Annotated in this window: 20 protein-coding genes; 13 read left to right on the top strand and 7 right to left on the bottom strand. The window is 60.7% G+C overall.

What is annotated here, in order from left to right; all coding sequences use genetic code 11:
• Nucleotides 1–8: 8 nt before the first annotated feature.
• The gene (locus AB7E19_RS14815; RefSeq protein ID WP_010673109.1) at nucleotides 9–512 is read right to left on the bottom strand and encodes a GspH/FimT family pseudopilin; all 504 of its coding nucleotides are present in this window, start codon (nucleotides 510–512) and stop codon (nucleotides 9–11) included.
• 137 nt (nucleotides 513–649) lie between these two features.
• On the opposite strand from AB7E19_RS14815, the gene AB7E19_RS14810 reads away from it, so the two are divergent.
• From AB7E19_RS14810 to luxS, 4 genes are read left to right on the top strand one after another with little or no spacing between them, the layout of a single operon-like run.
• The gene (locus AB7E19_RS14810) at nucleotides 650–2,272 is read left to right on the top strand and encodes an NAD+ synthase (protein WP_201926774.1); all 1,623 of its coding nucleotides are present in this window, start codon (nucleotides 650–652) and stop codon (nucleotides 2,270–2,272) included.
• A gap of 9 nt (nucleotides 2,273–2,281) precedes the next feature.
• Entirely contained in the window at nucleotides 2,282–2,620 is a 339-nt protein-coding gene (gene glnB / locus AB7E19_RS14805; RefSeq protein WP_005308848.1) for a nitrogen regulatory protein P-II, read from the top strand.
• Nucleotides 2,621–2,666: 46 nt separating this feature from the next.
• Nucleotides 2,667–3,269 carry a transglycosylase SLT domain-containing protein gene (locus AB7E19_RS14800; protein WP_041214486.1) on the top strand — a complete coding sequence of 201 codons (603 nt, stop codon included), beginning with the start codon at nucleotides 2,667–2,669 and terminating at the stop codon, nucleotides 3,267–3,269.
• 18 nt (nucleotides 3,270–3,287) lie between these two features.
• On the top strand, nucleotides 3,288–3,797 hold the full coding sequence (gene luxS, locus AB7E19_RS14795; RefSeq protein WP_010673112.1) for an S-ribosylhomocysteine lyase: 510 nt from the start codon (nucleotides 3,288–3,290) through the stop codon (nucleotides 3,795–3,797).
• Between the two features lie 61 nt (nucleotides 3,798–3,858).
• Here luxS and AB7E19_RS14790 read toward each other — a convergent pair whose 3' ends face one another.
• Entirely contained in the window at nucleotides 3,859–4,881 is a 1,023-nt protein-coding gene (locus AB7E19_RS14790) for a GGDEF domain-containing protein (RefSeq protein ID WP_010673113.1), read from the bottom strand.
• 133 nt (nucleotides 4,882–5,014) lie between these two features.
• On the opposite strand from AB7E19_RS14790, the gene rnr reads away from it, so the two are divergent.
• The 4 genes from rnr to AB7E19_RS14770 all read left to right on the top strand — a co-directional run bounded on the left by rnr (nucleotide 5,015) and on the right by AB7E19_RS14770 (nucleotide 9,336).
• A complete protein-coding gene (gene rnr / locus AB7E19_RS14785) occupies nucleotides 5,015–7,408 on the top strand; it encodes a ribonuclease R (RefSeq protein WP_049636454.1) in 2,394 nt (797 codons plus the stop codon).
• A complete protein-coding gene (rlmB, locus tag AB7E19_RS14780; RefSeq protein ID WP_041214488.1) occupies nucleotides 7,405–8,154 on the top strand; it encodes a 23S rRNA (guanosine(2251)-2'-O)-methyltransferase RlmB in 750 nt (249 codons plus the stop codon). The genes rnr and rlmB overlap by 4 nt, the downstream gene beginning before the upstream one ends.
• A gap of 7 nt (nucleotides 8,155–8,161) precedes the next feature.
• On the top strand, nucleotides 8,162–8,731 hold the full coding sequence (locus tag AB7E19_RS14775; RefSeq protein ID WP_010673116.1) for a Crp/Fnr family transcriptional regulator: 570 nt from the start codon (nucleotides 8,162–8,164) through the stop codon (nucleotides 8,729–8,731).
• Between the two features lie 149 nt (nucleotides 8,732–8,880).
• The gene (locus AB7E19_RS14770) at nucleotides 8,881–9,336 is read left to right on the top strand and encodes a GNAT family N-acetyltransferase (protein WP_113069612.1); all 456 of its coding nucleotides are present in this window, start codon (nucleotides 8,881–8,883) and stop codon (nucleotides 9,334–9,336) included.
• A 187-nt stretch (nucleotides 9,337–9,523) separates the two neighbouring features.
• Here the strand turns inward: AB7E19_RS14770 and AB7E19_RS14765 are convergent, their stop codons facing one another.
• Both AB7E19_RS14765 and AB7E19_RS14760 read right to left on the bottom strand, forming a co-directional pair.
• Nucleotides 9,524–10,372 (bottom strand): hypothetical protein, encoded by an 849-nt coding sequence (locus tag AB7E19_RS14765; protein ID WP_102949179.1) that lies wholly within the window; start codon nucleotides 10,370–10,372, stop codon nucleotides 9,524–9,526.
• A gap of 100 nt (nucleotides 10,373–10,472) precedes the next feature.
• The gene (locus AB7E19_RS14760) at nucleotides 10,473–11,696 is read right to left on the bottom strand and encodes an Nramp family divalent metal transporter (protein WP_322130929.1); all 1,224 of its coding nucleotides are present in this window, start codon (nucleotides 11,694–11,696) and stop codon (nucleotides 10,473–10,475) included.
• Nucleotides 11,697–11,932: 236 nt separating this feature from the next.
• Between AB7E19_RS14760 and rpsF the strand changes: the two genes are divergently transcribed.
• From rpsF to AB7E19_RS14740, 4 genes are all read left to right on the top strand, one after another.
• Nucleotides 11,933–12,319 (top strand): 30S ribosomal protein S6, encoded by a 387-nt coding sequence (gene rpsF / locus AB7E19_RS14755; protein WP_005331771.1) that lies wholly within the window; start codon nucleotides 11,933–11,935, stop codon nucleotides 12,317–12,319.
• Nucleotides 12,320–12,351: 32 nt separating this feature from the next.
• Nucleotides 12,352–12,582, top strand: coding sequence for a 30S ribosomal protein S18 (rpsR, locus tag AB7E19_RS14750; protein WP_005313392.1), 231 nt, complete (start codon nucleotides 12,352–12,354; stop codon nucleotides 12,580–12,582).
• A 52-nt stretch (nucleotides 12,583–12,634) separates the two neighbouring features.
• Complete coding sequence (gene rplI / locus AB7E19_RS14745; protein ID WP_010673120.1) at nucleotides 12,635–13,081, top strand: 50S ribosomal protein L9; 447 nt, start codon at nucleotides 12,635–12,637, stop codon at nucleotides 13,079–13,081.
• Between the two features lie 101 nt (nucleotides 13,082–13,182).
• The gene (locus AB7E19_RS14740; RefSeq protein WP_319884633.1) at nucleotides 13,183–13,926 is read left to right on the top strand and encodes a ferredoxin--NADP reductase; all 744 of its coding nucleotides are present in this window, start codon (nucleotides 13,183–13,185) and stop codon (nucleotides 13,924–13,926) included.
• Nucleotides 13,927–13,980: 54 nt separating this feature from the next.
• On the opposite strand, the gene AB7E19_RS14735 is transcribed toward AB7E19_RS14740, so the two are convergent.
• Complete coding sequence (locus AB7E19_RS14735) at nucleotides 13,981–14,325, bottom strand: hypothetical protein (RefSeq protein ID WP_010673122.1); 345 nt, start codon at nucleotides 14,323–14,325, stop codon at nucleotides 13,981–13,983.
• A 25-nt stretch (nucleotides 14,326–14,350) separates the two neighbouring features.
• Nucleotides 14,351–14,629: a hypothetical protein gene (locus AB7E19_RS14730; RefSeq protein WP_322130930.1), complete on the bottom strand. Its 279-nt coding sequence runs from the start codon at nucleotides 14,627–14,629 to the stop codon at nucleotides 14,351–14,353.
• Between the two features lie 246 nt (nucleotides 14,630–14,875).
• On the opposite strand from AB7E19_RS14730, the gene AB7E19_RS14725 reads away from it, so the two are divergent.
• Nucleotides 14,876–15,871, top strand: a complete 996-nt coding sequence (locus AB7E19_RS14725; protein WP_045523277.1) for a hypothetical protein — start codon at nucleotides 14,876–14,878, stop codon at nucleotides 15,869–15,871.
• Nucleotides 15,872–15,878: 7 nt separating this feature from the next.
• Here AB7E19_RS14725 and fos read toward each other — a convergent pair whose 3' ends face one another.
• Nucleotides 15,879–16,280, bottom strand: a complete 402-nt coding sequence (gene fos, locus AB7E19_RS14720) for a fosfomycin resistance glutathione transferase (protein ID WP_039040005.1) — start codon at nucleotides 16,278–16,280, stop codon at nucleotides 15,879–15,881.
• Nucleotides 16,281–16,305 lie beyond the last annotated feature (25 nt).

Here is a 16,305-nt window from a genome sequence, read left to right as displayed (position 1 = left end):
GACTTCATTCAGAGGCAGATATTTGCCTGGGTAGATTGGGTGGTGCGGCCGGAGGGAGAGATGACCAGATTTATCTGGGCATTTCCTGAACGACACAGCGTGATGGTGGCATTGGTACCCAGGCTGGTGCCATCAGGGCTGAAGGTAGTGGAAGTTCGATTGTTTGCAGCAGTCAGCGAGTCAGATAGCTGAGGGCTTCTTGCCAGAATCTGCTCACCGTTATTGAAAATGTCATTGCCATTACCGTCGACGAACACGAGGAATTGGGTCGGATTGGCGGTGACACAATTGTCACTGGCATTGGCAAGGCACACAGTGACAGATTGCTGGTTGTCGATGGCTTGGCTACGAGCAAAACGCAGATATTTCAAGAGTGTGCGAGATTCAAATTTCAAGGCATTCTCATTGAGCAGGCTCGACATGGCCGGTGCACCAATACCAAGCAAGATGACCCCCAGACTGACGGCGATCATCAGTTCCAGCAGGGTGAATCCTTTCTCGTCCTTGATCATGGCAATATCTCCCTCGATTAGTTACATCTTATCTCCAGACAGCCAGAACACCAGCGCAAAGCCCAAGTGTTGAGCTGGCACAGCCAGCGCCTTTTCTTTATCATTCCCCATCATTTTCGAATTCAAGATGCATCGCCATGGCAAAAGCCCTCTCTCTGATGCTTGCCCAGTTAAATCTGACGGTAGGCGCCATCGAAGATAACTGTGACAAGGTACTGGCGGCAGCAGCCCTGGCCGATCAGCAAGGGGCCGATCTGCTGGTTTGCTCCGAGCTGGCCCTGACAGGATACCCGCCTGAGGATCTGCTGCTGCGCGCCGACCTGATGATCCGGGTCGAGGCCGCTCTGTCCCGCATCGCGGCATGGCAGGGACAATGTGCCATTCTGGTGGGCCATCCCTGGCGCGAAGAGGGGGCGCTTTACAATACGGCCTCTCTCTACGAGCGCGGTCAACTGCGGGCACGTTATTTCAAACAGGACTTGCCCAACTACGGGGTGTTCGACGAGAAGCGCTACTTCACTGCGGCGACCGATACCTGTGTGGTGCCGTTCCGTGGCCATCAGCTGGGTTTGCTCATCTGCGAAGATCTCTGGCAGCCGGGTCCGGCGCTGGCCGCCAAGGCGGCGGGGGCCGAGCTGCTGCTCACCATCAATGCCTCTCCTTATGATCAGGAAAAACCCTGGATCCGCCGCGAACTGATGGCGGAACGCTGCGATCAGACCGGTCTGCCGCTCATCTACCTCAACCAGGTATGCGGCCAGGACGAGCTGATCTTCGACGGCTGCTCCAAAGTGTTCAACAGCCAGGGCGAGCTGACCCACAAGCTTGCTCCGTTTGCCGAAGAGCTGGCGCTGGTGCGCTTTGCCGATGGTCAGCCGGTGAAGGAGCGGGAACCCGCCGCGCCGCTGGAGCCGTTGGCCGAGACCTATCAGGCCCTGGTGCTGGCGGTGCGCGACTATGTCACCAAGAACGGTTTTCAGGGCGCCGTGCTGGGCCTCTCCGGCGGTATCGACTCGGCGCTGACCCTGGCCATTGCGGCTGACGCCATCGGGGCGGACAAGGTGCAGGCGGTGATGATGCCGTTCCGCTACACCGCCCAGATGAGCGTGGAGGATGCCAAGGAGCAGGCCGAGCGGATGGGGGTGGAGTTCAACATCATCTCCATCGAACCCATGTTCGAAGGCTTCATGACCCAGCTGGCACCTCTGTTTGAAGGCACCGCCCGCGACACCACCGAAGAGAACCTGCAGGCCCGCTGCCGCGGTGTGCTCTTGATGGCGCTGTCCAACAAGCGCCGCCGTATCGTGCTGACCACTGGCAACAAGAGCGAGATGGCTGTGGGATACGCCACGCTGTATGGCGACATGGCGGGTGGCTTTGATGTGCTCAAGGACGTCCCCAAGACCCTGGTCTTCAAGCTGTGCGAATATCGCAACAGCGTGGAGTACGTGATCCCGCAGCGGGTCATCGATCGTCCCCCGTCGGCAGAGCTGGCACCGGATCAGGTGGACCAGGACAGCCTGCCCCCCTATGACATCCTGGATGCCATCCTCAAGCGCTACGTGGAAGAGGATGCGTCTGTCGCCGACATGGTGGCGGAAGGTTTCGAAGAGGCGGTGGTACGCAAGGTGATCCGCCTGGTGGATCTCAACGAATACAAGCGCCGTCAGGCCGCCGTCGGCCCCCGCATCACGGCTCGCAACTTTGGTAAGGACCGCCGCTATCCCATCACGTCCGGGTTCGGCAAACAGAACTGGTAAGGAGTCACCATGAAGAAGATTGAAGCCATCATCAAACCGTTCAAGCTGGACGATGTACGCGAGGCCCTGGCCGAGATCGGCATCAACGGCATGACAGTGTCCGAGGTCAAGGGGTTCGGCCGCCAGAAGGGCCATACCGAGCTCTATCGCGGTGCCGAGTACATGGTCGACTTCCTGCCCAAGGTCAAGGTGGAGCTGGTTGTGCAGGACGAGGATCTCGATGCCTGCCTGGAAGCCATCCAGAACACAGCGCGTACCGGCAAGATCGGTGATGGCAAGATCTTCGTCTGCGAGGTGGAGCGCGTCATTCGTATTCGTACTGGTGAAGAGAACGAAGACGCGATCTGATGTGGTGGATGTGCCCTGTGATGAACAGCAAGAGTCTGTCGTTCTGATGTCGTTGTACCGTATCGGGGTCGTGGCGGCGTGCTTGATGGCACTCACCGCGTGCAGTACCCGGCCGCCGGCCCAGCCGGAAAACCTGTGCCAGATCTTTCGGGAGAAACCCGAATGGCACGAGGCGGCGCTCAAGATGAACGAGAAGTGGGGGACACCTGTCCAGGTAGTGATGGCCATGATGTACCAGGAGTCCTCCTTCGTGCACGATGCCCAGCCGCCGATGCAGTATTTCCTCTTCATCCCCACCGGGCGGGCCAGTTCAGCCTACGGCTATGCCCAGGTGAAAGACGAAACCTGGGCCGACTACCAGCGGGAAACCGGCAACGGCTGGAGCGATCGCGACGACTTTGCCGACGCCATCGATTTCATGGGCTGGTACACTCACAAGGCACAGCGGCTCAACGGCACGTCCAAGTGGGATGCCTATGGCCAGTATCTCAATTATCACGAAGGCTGGGGGGGCTACCGACGTGGCAGCTACCGCAGCAAGGGATGGCTGATGAAGGTCTCCCGCAAGGTGGAGGCCCGTGCCCAGCGCTACGGTGCCCAGTATCGACAATGCAAGGATCAGCTCTCCAGCGGGGGCTGGTTCTGGTAACCAAATCAGGAGTCAGAAATGCCGTTATTGGACAGTTTTACCGTCGACCATACCCGCATGGCCGCCCCGGCAGTGCGGGTGGCGAAGACCATGCAGACCCCGAACAAGGACACCATCACCGTGTTCGACCTGCGTTTCTGCGTGCCGAACGAGGAGATCCTCTCCGAGCGCGGCATCCATACTCTGGAGCATCTGTTTGCCGGCTTCATGCGTGACCACCTCAATGGGAATGGGGTGGAGATCATCGACATCTCTCCCATGGGTTGCCGCACCGGCTTCTACATGAGTCTGATCGGTGCGCCGGATGAAGCCCGTGTTGGCGCTGCCTGGCAGGCCGCCATGAGCGACGTGCTGACCGTGCAGGATCAGGGCAAGATCCCCGAGTTGAACGAATACCAGTGCGGTACTTACAGCATGCACTCGCTGGAAGAGGCCCATGCCATCGCCCGCCATGTGCTGGAGCGCGGTATCGGTGTCAACCACAATGACGAGCTGGCCCTGCCGGAAGAGAAGCTGAAAAGCCTCTGATCCCGAGAAGGGAAGCATGAAAAAGGCCGGTCAATGACCGGCCTTTTTGCATCTGGTGGGATCAGGAGGGCAGTGGCATCACCCGATTGCGTCCCAGCTCTTTGGCCTTGTAGAGCAGCTTGTCGGTACGCTCGATCAGGGTGTCTGCCGTCTCCTGGGGGATGTATTCCCCCACACCGAACGAGGCGGTGATGTGATCGATGCGTCGCCCGGATTTGCGATCCAGAATCGACATCCGCTCGATGACGCGACGCAGGCTCTCGGCCATCTGGCGGGTCAGCGCCAGGGCGCGGTTTGGCACCAAGAGGGCAAACTCCTCACCCCCCAGGCGATAGGCGGTTATGCCCTCCTTGCTGGCCTCTCGCAGCCGCTTGCCGACGATGCGCAGCACCTGGTCCCCCAGCAGATGTCCGTATTCGTCGTTGAAGTTCTTGAAGCGATCGATATCGGTCAGGATCAGGGAGAAGGGCTGCTTGCTACGGATGAGGCTGTCCATCTCGAGATCGAAGGCGCGTCGATTGAGCAGAGACGTGAGCGGGTCCTCGGTGGCCAGCTTCCTCGTCTCGTTCAGGGCCTGTTTCAGCTCTTTTATCTCTTTCTCGGCGCTGCTGAGCTGGTTGCGAAAGTGGAGGGTGGACATGCGTACGTCACGCGACTCGCGCACGAGATCCCGCAGGATCCCCATGGTGTCTTCCAGGCTGAGCCCCTCGTCGTCTATCTTGCTCAGCTTGTCGAAACTCTTGTCGAGCATCTCCTGAAACAGCCCGGTATCGGAGATGGCATCCTGCATCGAGTGACTCAGCTCGCTGGCCATGGCCGCCAGGTTGAGTTTCATCGCCTCGATCTGCTGCTCGTCCTGAGCCGCAAGGTGCTGGTGGTAGAGACGCTCACAGGTGGTCAGGGAGAAGGTCCCCTGTTGTTTTATCGCCTGATCGACGGCATGGTTGAGTTCGGGCATGTCGCCGGAGACATAGCTGTACCAAAGGTGATAGTTGTTCGGCGTGGTGGGAATTTGATACTTGATCATCAGGGGAACCGCCTGTTTCAAATAGGCGGCAGATTGGGCGAACGAGTCCTTGCTCATGAGTTCCGAGTCTCACATACCTGCAAACTGTGTCCAGTATGACAGAGAGAATGGCCAAAAGGCAGTCGATGGATGCCATTAGCTCCCCCCTCCGATATAATGTCTGCGTTATTACCTACCCTAAGGCCTGCTTATGTCTCAAAAAGATCCTTTCCTCCAACGCGAGGCCGAAAAATACGAAAACCCCATCGCCAGTCGCGAGATGCTGCTGGAGCTCATCAAGGGCCATGAGAAACCCATGTCCCGGGAAGAGCTGGCCAAGGTCCTCAAGCTGACCGATGAAGAGCCGTTGGAAGCCTTGCGACGTCGTCTGCGCGCCATGGAGCGCGACGGGCAGCTCGTGTTCACCCGCAACCAATGTTACGCCCTGCCGGATCGCCTGAATCTGGTCAAAGGCTATGTGCTTGGCCACAAAGATGGATTCGGTTTTCTGCGCCCCGAGGGTGGTGGAGCGGATCTCTTCCTGAACAACCGCGAGATGCAGCGCCTGATGCATGGCGACTATGCCCTGGTGCAGCCGACCGAGATCGATCGCAAGGGTCGTCAGGAAGCGCGTCTGGTGCGCCTGCTCAAATCCCGCGAGGCGGACATCGTTGGTCGTTACTTCGTCGAGAACGGCGTCGGTTTTGTGGTACCCGATGACAGCCGCATCGGCCAGGACATCATCATCCCGGAAGGGGAGAACAAGGGGGCTCGCCAGAGCCAGGTCGTGGTCGTGCGCATCAACCAGCGCGCCACTGCCCGCTTCAATGCGGTCGGTACCGTCTTGGAAGTCCTGGGTGAGAACATGGCGCCCGGTATGGAGATCGAGATCGCCCTGCGTACCCACGGCATTCCGCACACCTGGCCGGAAGAGGTGACCAAGGAGGTCGCCGGTCTGGGCGAGCAGGTGCCGGAGAAGGCCAAAGAGGGTCGCATCGACCTGCGCGCCCTGCCGCTGGTGACCATCGACGGGGAAGATGCCCGTGACTTCGATGACGCCGTCTTCTGTGAAGCCAAGCGCGGAGGCGGCTGGCGCCTGTGGGTCGCTATTGCCGACGTTTCTGCCTATGTGAAACCGGGCACGGCCCTCGACACCGAAGCCTATCAGCGCGGCAACTCGGTCTATTTCCCCGAGTTCGTGGTGCCCATGCTGCCGGAGGTGCTCTCCAACGGTCTCTGTTCCCTGAACCCGCAGGTCGACCGGCTCTGCATGGTGTGCGAGATGACCATCTCCGCCGCCGGCCGCATGTCCGGCTACAAGTTCTACGAAGCGGTAATGAACTCCCACGCTCGCCTGACCTACACCAAGGTAGCGGCGATCCTGGACGGGGATCCCAAGCTGCGTCAGCAGTATGATCCGCTGGTGGGCCACATCGAGGAGCTGAGCAACCTCTACAAGGCGCTCAAGCATGCCCGTCATCAACGCGGTGCGGTGGAGTTCGAAAGCGAGGAGACCCGCTTCATCTTCAACGCCCAGCGCAAGATCGACCGTATCGTACCGCTGGTGCGCAATGACGCCCACAAGATCATCGAAGAGTGCATGATCCAGGCGAACGTGGCAGCCGCCCGCTACATCGAGAAGAACGAGGCCGCCGCCCTGTTCCGGGTGCACGACCGCCCGGGCGAGGAGCGTCTCACCGGCTTCCGCGACTTCCTGGCCGAACTGGGTCTGGAGCTCAAGGGGGGCCTGGAGCCCGAGCCGAAGGACTTTGCCGACCTGGCCGCCAAATTCGAAGGGCGCCCGGATGCGGAATTGCTCTCCACCATGCTGCTGCGCTCCATGCGTCAGGCCATCTATCAGGCCGACAACATCGGTCACTTCGGTCTGGCCCTGAAGTCCTATGCGCACTTCACCTCGCCGATCCGTCGCTACCCGGATCTCATCCTGCACCGGGCGATCAAGTACCAGACCGCCAAGGAGCAGCAGGCCAACCTGCGCCACAAGTGGACGCCGAGCGGTGGCTACCACTACCAGCTGGAAGAAGTGGACCCGATGGGCGAGCACTGCTCCATGACGGAGCGCCGTGCCGATGATGCCACCCGCGACGTGGCAGACTGGCTCAAGTGCGAGTACATGCTGGATCACGTGGGTGACGAGTTTGACGGCGTCATCGCCAGCGTCACCGGTTTTGGCTTCTTCGTGCGTCTGGCGGAGATCCACATCGACGGTCTGGTGCACGTCAGCACCCTCACCAACGACTACTACCAGTTCGACCCGCTGCACCAGCAGCTGATCGGCGAGAACTTCCGCCGTCGCTATCGTCTGGGTGACAAGGTGCGGGTCAAGGTGATGGGCGTGAATCTGGACGATCGCAAGATCGACTTCGTGATGGTGGAAGAGCCCCTCAAGGCCACCGGCAAGAATGCCAAGGAGATGGCGCGCAAGCAGGCCGAGATCAAGAAAGAGAAGGCCAAGAGCGCCCAGCGCCACGAGAAACGCAAAGAGGGCAAGGAGAGCGGCAAATCCGATAAGGGTGGCCGTGCCAAGCCCAGCAACAGACGACCGAGCAAAAAGGCTCGCGACAAGGCCAAGAGCACTAAATGAGTACTGAACTGATCTACGGCATTCACGCCGTCTCCGCGCTGCTGGAGCGTACCCCCGAGCGCTTCATCGAGGTATGGGCTCTCAAGGGCCGCGATGACGAGCGGCTGCATCCCCTGCTGGCCGAGCTGGAGTCCCTCGGTATCAGGGTGCAGAGCGTGAACCGCAAGACGCTGGATGACAAGGCGGAAGGCAACAATCACCAGGGCATCATGGCCAAGGTGATTGAAGCGCCCAAGCTGGCCGAGCACGACCTGGCCAGCCTGCTGGACGGTCTGGCGGCGCAAGAGACAGCGCCCTTCCTGCTGGTACTGGACGGGGTGACCGACCCGCACAATCTCGGCGCCTGTCTGCGCAGTGCCGATGCGGCCGGGGTACATGCGGTGATCGTGCCGCGGGACAAGGCCACAGGCCTCACGTCCGTGGTGCGCAAGGTCGCCTGTGGCGCTGCCGAAGTGGTGCCGCTCATCCAGGTCACCAACCTGGCCCGCAGCCTGCGCGAGCTGCAGGAGCGCGGCGTCTGGATCGTGGGTACCGCCGGTGAGGCGGATCACGATCTCTATCAGGCCAAACTCACCGGCCCCATGGCGCTGGTGATGGGGGCCGAAGGCAAGGGGATGCGCCGCCTGACCCGCGAACATTGCGACGAGCTGGTGAGCATCCCGATGGCGGGGGCAGTATCCAGCCTCAACGTCTCGGTGGCGAGCGGTGTCTGCCTGTTCGAAGCCGTGCGCCAGCGCCGCGTCTGACAAGACGATGACCGACAGACCCCCCTTTGTCTGGGAACGGGTTGCAGATGAGCAGGAGGCCGAGCGCCTCCTCTCTTTTGTCCGCTCCCTGACCTTGCCCCCTCGCACCTGCCTCTGGCATGCCGGTGACAGTCCGGCGCTGCTGGTCAGAGTGGAGGAGGGGTTGCTGCGGGCCAAGGTGGTGCTGGCGGATGGCCGCGAGTACATCAAGGAGTTCTATTGGGAGGGGGACGAGTTTATCGACTTCCACCACCTGCTCAGTGGTGAGCCCGCCCGCTACAGCGTGGAGGCGCTGGAGCCTTGCCGGCTGCAACTTCTTCCGCTGGCGGATCTGCGCCGACTCCCTTGCTGGCCCGCCTGGTATCACCATCTCCTTGAAGTGCAACTGCGCATCAAGGAGGAGAAAGAGCTGTTGCTGCTGACCGGGGGCCCAGAGGCGCGCTATCAGCATTTTCTGCGAAGCTTCCCCGCGCTGGATGCCAGGGTCCCGGATCACCAGATTGCCGCCTATCTGGGGATCACCCCCATCAGCCTGAGCCGCATCCGCAGGCGGCTGAAAACGCGCGATCAGGGTTGAGCCAGGGGGGGGCCGATGAACCTGGGCAGAGATCGGCTCTTTGCCGGCCATGTCCGCATTGGATGAAAAGGGGGGCAACTTAACCAAGGTTAATGCCCCTCGTCGGGGGCAAGATTATGCTGTCAGACCCCATTAAACAGGAGTCATTCATGAACTGGAGTATGAAATCCTGGTCCGAGCTGACCACGGATGAATTGTATGAGCTGCTTGCCCTGCGCGCCGAGGTGTTCGTGGTGGAGCAGACCTGTCCCTTCCAGGATCTGGACGGCCTGGATCGCCGTGACGGCGTGCTGCATCTGCTCGGTCGTGAGGGGGAGCACCTGGCGGCCTATGCCCGCATCATGGCACCTGGCATTGGTGATGACAGCGGCGCCGCCATCGGCCGCGTGGTCACCTCTCCCACGTTGCGGGGGGGCGGACTGGGTCACCGCCTGCTGGCGCAAGCGGTCAGAGAGTGCGAGACACGCTGGCCTGCACACAGCATCTGGCTCGGTGCACAGGCCCACCTGCAAGGTTTTTACGGCCAGCATGGCTTCGTGGCCGAAGGGGAAGGGTATCTGGAAGATGACATCCCTCACATGGGGATGCGAAGGGAGCCTGCCTGACGCCGTCAGGCGCCAGGAAAGGGGCAACTGGCCCCTCACCCGTGGTGCATCGCATGGTTTTTTGCTACCCCGTGGCCATGGGGTCGTCAGCCCGGGGTGAGATACCGCCGCGCTGATCTGCCTGCGGTCTCTCTGTTGGGACACCGCCCCGGTCAGGGTGGTGCGGCATCAGGCGGGTTGGGCTAGTTCAGGGGGTGACCCGGGTGGTGAGGGTAAATCCCTCTTCACTGGAGGCCAGCGTCACCTGAACCTGGCCCAACTCGGTCAGAGTGCCCACATGGGTGCCGCCACAGGGAATGGTGATCTCCCGACCGTCCACCATGCCATGCCAGTAGCGGGAATCGATGATGGCATCACCGGCCCGGCTGCGGCGGATCTCGCCTCCCTCTTTGAGCCAGCGCATCAGCTGCTCGTTGACCTGGAGCGCTATCCTGTCGAGGTCGGCCAGCAGTGCCTCGCTGTTGATTCCCTTTTTCCGAAGGCTCTTGCCGATCCGGTACTGCTCCTTTGATCCTCTGGGCTCGACCCGGGAGTGCTGGATGGCGAGGCGGTCGAAATCCGGCTGCCCGAGAGCGTCAAGCTCGCTCGTCTCCTTTCGCCAATAGGGCGTGAGCGCCCGATTGAGGGCCAGTGCCACCAGGTGGCAGGCGCTGTGGCCCAGGCTCAGGGCATGGCGTGCCTCGGCATCCACTGTCAGTTCCACAGGCGAGCCAATGGCAAGGTGATGGGAACCGGCGAGGGGATGCACCACCACGAAAGCCCACCCATCCGCCCCTCGCTTGACCGGAATCTCCGTATCCACGAACAGCTCGCCCTCGGGACTGATGGCGCCCATGCGGCAGGGGCCCACGGCCGCTTCCCCCCCTTCCCAGCGCACTGTGCCCACGTCACCGGGTTGATCGGGCCAGAGGTGGCTCTGGGGATGAAAGGGGGTGAGGTCGGTGACCAGCAGGGTCGGATCCCCCTGTTTGCAACAGACGACGCTGGCCTGTTCCTGATGGTGGCCCAGTACGAAGCTGGCTCGGGTATGTTCCATGGCAGGGCTCCCGCAACGAGATGATGAGAAGGGAAAGGGGCAGCATACGCGAAAGTGCGAAGAGGCTCATCAACCCGGGTCAATGAGCCTCAAGATGGCGTTAGAGGGTGGTGACCAGCAGATAGGCATTGAGGCCGATCACCAGGGCGACGATGAGGCGCCCCACGGCCTGGGTGACGGGGTGATTGCGATGTGCCCCCATCAGGGCGCGATCACCGGTCAGGATCAGCAGCGGAATGAGAGCGAGGGCGATGCCGAAGCTCAGCACTACCTGGCTCAACACCAGGATTTCAGTGGTGTTGAGGCCCATGGCGATCACCACGAAGGCGGGAGCCATGGTGATGGCTCGGCGCAGCCAGAGCGGGATGGTGAAGCGCACGAAGCCCTGCATCACCACTTGGCCGGCCAGCGTGCCCACCACGGTGGAGGAGATGCCGGAGGCGACCAGGGAGAGGCCGAACAGGGTGGCGGCTGCCGGTCCCAGCAGGGGCGTGAGGGTCTGGTAGGCCGATTCCAGCTCGGCCACCTGCTGGTTGCCGGAGCTGTGGAAGGCGGCCGCCGCCATGGCCATCATGGCCAGGTTGACGAAGCCGGCGATGGTCATGGCGATGGCCACGTCGACCCGGGTGGTGTGCAGTCGCTGGGTCACCGTGCCCTGCTCCTGGGTGTGCTGGGTCAGGGCCGAGTGGAGATAGATGACATGGGGCATCACGGTGGCACCAAGCACGCCGGCAGCAAGATAGACAGCATCACCATTGGGGAGACCGGGGAAGAGTGCCCCTTCCAGCAGACTCGGCAGATGGGGGCGCGAGAACACCAGCTCGACGATGTAGGCGGCGGCCACGAACAGCAGCAGGCCCCCCACCACGAACTCCAGCGGCTTCTGGCCGCGGGATTGCAACATCAGGATCCCCCAGGTGACCACGGCGGTGATGCAGGCCCCTTCCAGCAGGGTGATGCCGAGCAGCAGTTTGAAGCCGACCGCAGCGCCGATGAACTCGGCGAGATCGGTGGCCATGGCGATGATCTCGGCCTGCACCCAATAGGCCCAGACTGCGGGCCTGGGCAGACGATCACGAATGTGTTCCGCCAGGTTCTTGCCAGTGACGATACCGAGCTTGGCCGAGAGGGTCTGCACCAGCATGGCCATCAGGTTGGCCCACACCACTACCCACAGCAGTTGATAGCCGAAGGTGGAGCCGGCCTGGATATTGGTCGCAAAATTGCCCGGGTCGATATAACCGATGGCGGCGATGAAGGCGGGGCCGAGCAGGGTCAGCTTGAATTTGCGGGCCGGGATGGCCGTGGTGAGCGCAGGTTGCATACTGTCATCCTCCGTGGGGATATGAGGAGAGTATGGATCTAAATGATAATTGTTATCAATTAAAGTTTTGTATCGGGCTCATCGAGAAAAACATCTCGCTTCGCCAGTTGCAGTGGGAGAGGTGATTTCGTACAATACGCCGCCCTAGAAAGCAGCGTCTAAACATCACTATGTTCCTTGCCTCCGAGGTCTGGCTGCACCTGGGCGGAGGCTGAATTAATCCGTAAGGAGCTAAAATGCGTCATTACGAAATCGTCTTCATGGTTCATCCGGACCAGAGCGAGCAAGTACCTGGCATGATCGAGCGTTACACCGGCGCTATCACCACCGCTGGTGGTACCATTCATCGCCTGGAAGATTGGGGCCGTCGTCAACTGGCTTACCCGATCGACAAGCTGCACAAGGCTCACTACGTTCTGATGAACGTAGAAGCTGAACAGGCCGTTATCGATGAGCTGGAAACCAACTTCCGCTTCAACGATGCCGTTATCCGCAACATGATCATGCGCACCAAGCACGCCGTGACTGAAGTTTCTCCGATGGCCAAGGCCAAGGAAGAGCGCTTCACCCGTCGTGACGACGAGCGTCGCGAAGATGCTGTTGAAGCGTCTTCCGAAGAGTAATTCTTAGATCACCGCATTAGAGGATAAAGGCCATGGCACGTTATTTCCGTCGTCGTAAGTTCTGCCGCTTCACCGCCGAGAACGTTACCGAGATCGACTACAAAGATATCGTTACTCTGAAAAACTACGTCACTGAATCTGGCAAGATCGTACCGAGCCGTATCACCGGTACCCGCGCCAAGTATCAGCGTCAGCTGGCACGCGCCATCAAGCGTGCTCGTTACCTGGCTCTGCTGCCGTACACCGATCTGCACAACAAGTAAGAATCGGCCCGGCGCTTACGCCTAACTCAACGAAATCTATAGAGGAAAGGTAATGCAAGTTATCCTGCTCGATAAGATCGCCAAACTGGGCGGTCTGGGTGACCAAGTTTCCGTAAAAGCTGGTTATGCCCGTAACTACCTGATCCCGCAAGGCAAAGCTGTTATGGCCACCAAGGCCAACATCGAAGCCTTCGGTGCTCGTCGCGCTGAGCTGGAAGCCAAACTGGCTGCCAACAAGGCTGCTGCCGAAGAGCGCGCTGCCAAGCTGGGTGAGCTGGCTGCCGTTGTCATCGCCTCCAAGTCTGGCGACGAAGGCAAGCTGTTCGGTTCCATCGGTACCCGTGACGTGGCTGAAGCCATCACTGCTGCCGGCGTAGCCGTTGCCAAGAGCGAAGTCCGCATGGGCAACGTTCTGCGTAACACCGGTGAGTACGAAGTTGTTGTTCAGCTGCACGCTGACGTCAAAGCAACCGTACAAATCCAGGTTGTTGCTCTGTAATAGCGTTCCGCTCTTGCAGAAAAACCCGCGCACATGCGCGGGTTTTTTATTTTCAGATCAAGGGGTAAAGTGAAGGTCTGTTCCTCTGGAGGAGAACCTTTATGGCTGCCTGGGTTGAAGGTCGGGTCATCGAGCGCATCGAGTGGACACCCACCCTGCTCTCCCTGCGTGTGGAGGCGGAACTTGCCCCCTACAAGGCGGGTCAATTCACCAAGCTGGCCCTGGAGCAGGGCGAGCGTCGAGTCCAGCGTGCCTACTCCTTCGTCAATCCTCCCGGCACGCCCTATCACGAATTCTATCTGGTGGAGATCCCCGGCGGTGAACTGAGCCCCTCTCTCGGTTCCCTGCAGGTGGGCGACGGCCTGCTGGTGCAGTCCCAGGCCACCGGTTTTCTGACCCTGGATGAGATTCCCCCGGGACGGGATCTCTGGCTGCTCTCAACCGGCACCGCCATCGGCCCCTTCCTCGCCATGCTGGCAGAAGGACAGGTCTTCGACCGCTTCGAGCATCTGGTGCTGGTACATGGGGTGAGAAAAGGGGAAGAGCTCAGCTATCAGCCGCTTATCGCCAGTTTTGCCGAGCAGCATGGCGAGCGTTTTCGCTATGTTCCCTTCGTCAGTCGTGAGACCTGGCCGGAGGCGATGGCAGGGCGTATCCCGGCAGCCATCGTCGATGGCAGCTTGCAGGCGAGGGTGGGGCTGAACTTCTCCCCCGAGTTGAGCCAAGTGATGATCTGCGGCAACCCCGCCATGGTGAAAGAGACTCAGCAGGCCCTGCTCGGGCTGGGGCTTGCCAAGAACCTGCGTCGCGCCCCCGGCAATATCAGCATGGAAAACTACTGGTAGGGGACATGACTCCAGGGGCCACAGGCCCCTCAACCATGTCCATGGGCATGCTGGTCAGTGTTTTTGGTGGCCGTTGCCGCCGTGCTTGTTCCTGGGCTTGTCATGGCCCTGACCCGGGTTGTTGCCACTGTGAATGCTGCGGTTGTAATGGTCGCGGTATTTTCCATCCATGTTGTCGCAGTTGAGCTGGATGCGGCTGGTCCGGGTGCTGACATCCAGGCAGTTGTGCTGCCACCACTCGTACTCCTTGTCGTCCCAATCCAGGCTTACCCGGCCCTGGTCGGTGGAAATCCGGATGTCGTCATCGTGTTTGGAAGGGGGGGCAGCAAAGGCCATTCCCTGAACCAGAAGCAGGGAGAGCAGCAGTGCGCCGCGGGAAGTCATGGTCATGTGGGTCATCGCATCAAGGCTCCTGTCAGGGGGATCATTGATCCGGTCGCGTGCTGATCTGGTTGGTGCTGGGGGGCTGGTTGCGCTGCGTCTCGTCCTCCAGACTGAGGTTGATCCTCTTGCAGTCGGCGGCGGCCGTGTCACCGCTCCCGAGATCGAAGCAGTTGCTCTGGGACCAGTCAAACTGCGTGTCATTCCAGTCCAGATTGAAGGTCAGCGCATCCACGGAGAAGGTCTGGCTCCCTTCGTCCTGTGCCAGGGCGCTACCAGTGATCAGAAAAAGAGAGAGCAACAAAGCCGTCGTTCTGTTCATGATGTCCTCGAGTCGTGTTCGGTGGAAATGAGTGTAATGCGGCGGGCTTAACCCGAGCATAACCGCAGATGTCCTTCAGGTACGGGGTCGATTGTAGTGTTTTTCTGCTGCCGATTTGCACGTTTTGGTCGCACTCTGGGCAGCTGATCGTCCATCGGCGGGAATTCGGGGATTTGCCCTTCTCTCCGGGGGAGTGGCGACTATAATCGGCAGCCAACTTTTCCTGCAGATGTTTCCCGCTTCATCATGACTACACAGGCTTGCGCCGCATTGCGTTACCCCAAGGGATGGTTCGCCCTCACGACAGTCTACAGTTTTACCGGGCTGGCCATTCTGGCTTCCATCGTCTTCTCCCTGCTGCTGTTTCTCTCCATCGACGAAAACCCCCTGATGAAGTGGCTGTTCGGCGGGCTGGCCATCATCTTCGAGCTGGGCAAGTTCTACGTCTGGTACGAGTACGGCGAGTGCAAGGCGAGGCGGGATCTGGGCGGCGCCTTCTGGTCGCTGCTGTTCTACAGCGTGCTGGCCGCCATCTCCATCGGGGGCAGTATCGGCGGCATCAACAGCGCCACCAACACCATCCTGAGCCAGCAGGCGCGTCACGAGCGGGAGATAGCCCGTTTCGACGAGCAGATAGCCAGCATAGAGCGGCAGATCCAGCTCAACGAAGAGGCGGCCCGCAAATACATCGAGATGGCGCGTATCTCGAGCGGCGTCAGCGGTTTGCAGCAGGCCAACACCAAGCTCAGGCTGCGTCAGGACGAGCTGCGCCAGGAGCGGGACGCCAAGCCGCTGGGGGAGCAGTCCTCCATGCTGGGGCTGATGAGCAGTCTGGCGGACGGGGTGGGCATGAGCATCGGCCAGGTGCAGTTCCTGCTGGTCTGCTTCCTGTCTATCCTGCTCGATGCGTTTGGTGCCTTTTTCGTCAGCCTGATCGGTGAGGAGAACCGCTTCCGCCGTCAATGGATGTGGCAACGGGAGAAGGCGCAAGCCGAGGCCCGGGTCGCAGTGCCGACCCCGGAGCCGCCAGCCATCAGCAGACCCATGCCCGAGCCAGCCGTGGTCGCCCAGGTGCGCGACGCGCTGGAGAGCGGCGAGCTCAAATGCAGCAAACGCAAGGTGGCAGAGGCATTGTCACTGTCTCTGGAGGAGGTGGACCGGGTGTTCCAGCATCTGCTGGCGCAGGGCGTGCTGGGGCAGGGCAGCAATCGTCACTACCATCTTCGTGCCGAGCAGGGGTGAATTCGGCTCAGTCGAACCAGATAAGACCCTCATAGGGTTGCTGTCTGAGAGAGGCGAGGCGGCTATCCAGGTTGCCTGCATGGATTTCCAGTCGGTGCCCGTCGGGATCCAGCAGATAGAGTGAATCCCCTTCGCTGCTGTTCTTCTTCCACTCCACGACGCCCGCCGCGCGCAGACGGGCGCAGAAGGCTGGAAACTGTTCAGGCGAGATGCCAAACGCGACATGGCTGTAATCTCTGGCCGGTTGGGGAGGATCGCAGGAGAGACAGAGCCAGAGATCGCCGAGGGTGAGATAGGCTCCCCGTGCCCATCTCACCCTGGGGCGACATCCCAGCAAGTCGACATAAAAGGCAACGCTGCTGTCGAGATCGCCGGTTGCCAGCGTGAGATGGTTCAGTCCATGCAGCATCTTCTCTTCTTCCCCCTTGTCCCCG

The sequence above is a fragment of the Aeromonas sp. genome (genome assembly GCF_050252055.1).
Classification (GTDB): domain Bacteria; phylum Pseudomonadota; class Gammaproteobacteria; order Enterobacterales; family Aeromonadaceae; genus Aeromonas; species Aeromonas caviae.
The sequence above is the reverse complement of the archived record's forward strand: the minus strand, read 5'-3'. Positions and strand labels throughout refer to the sequence as shown.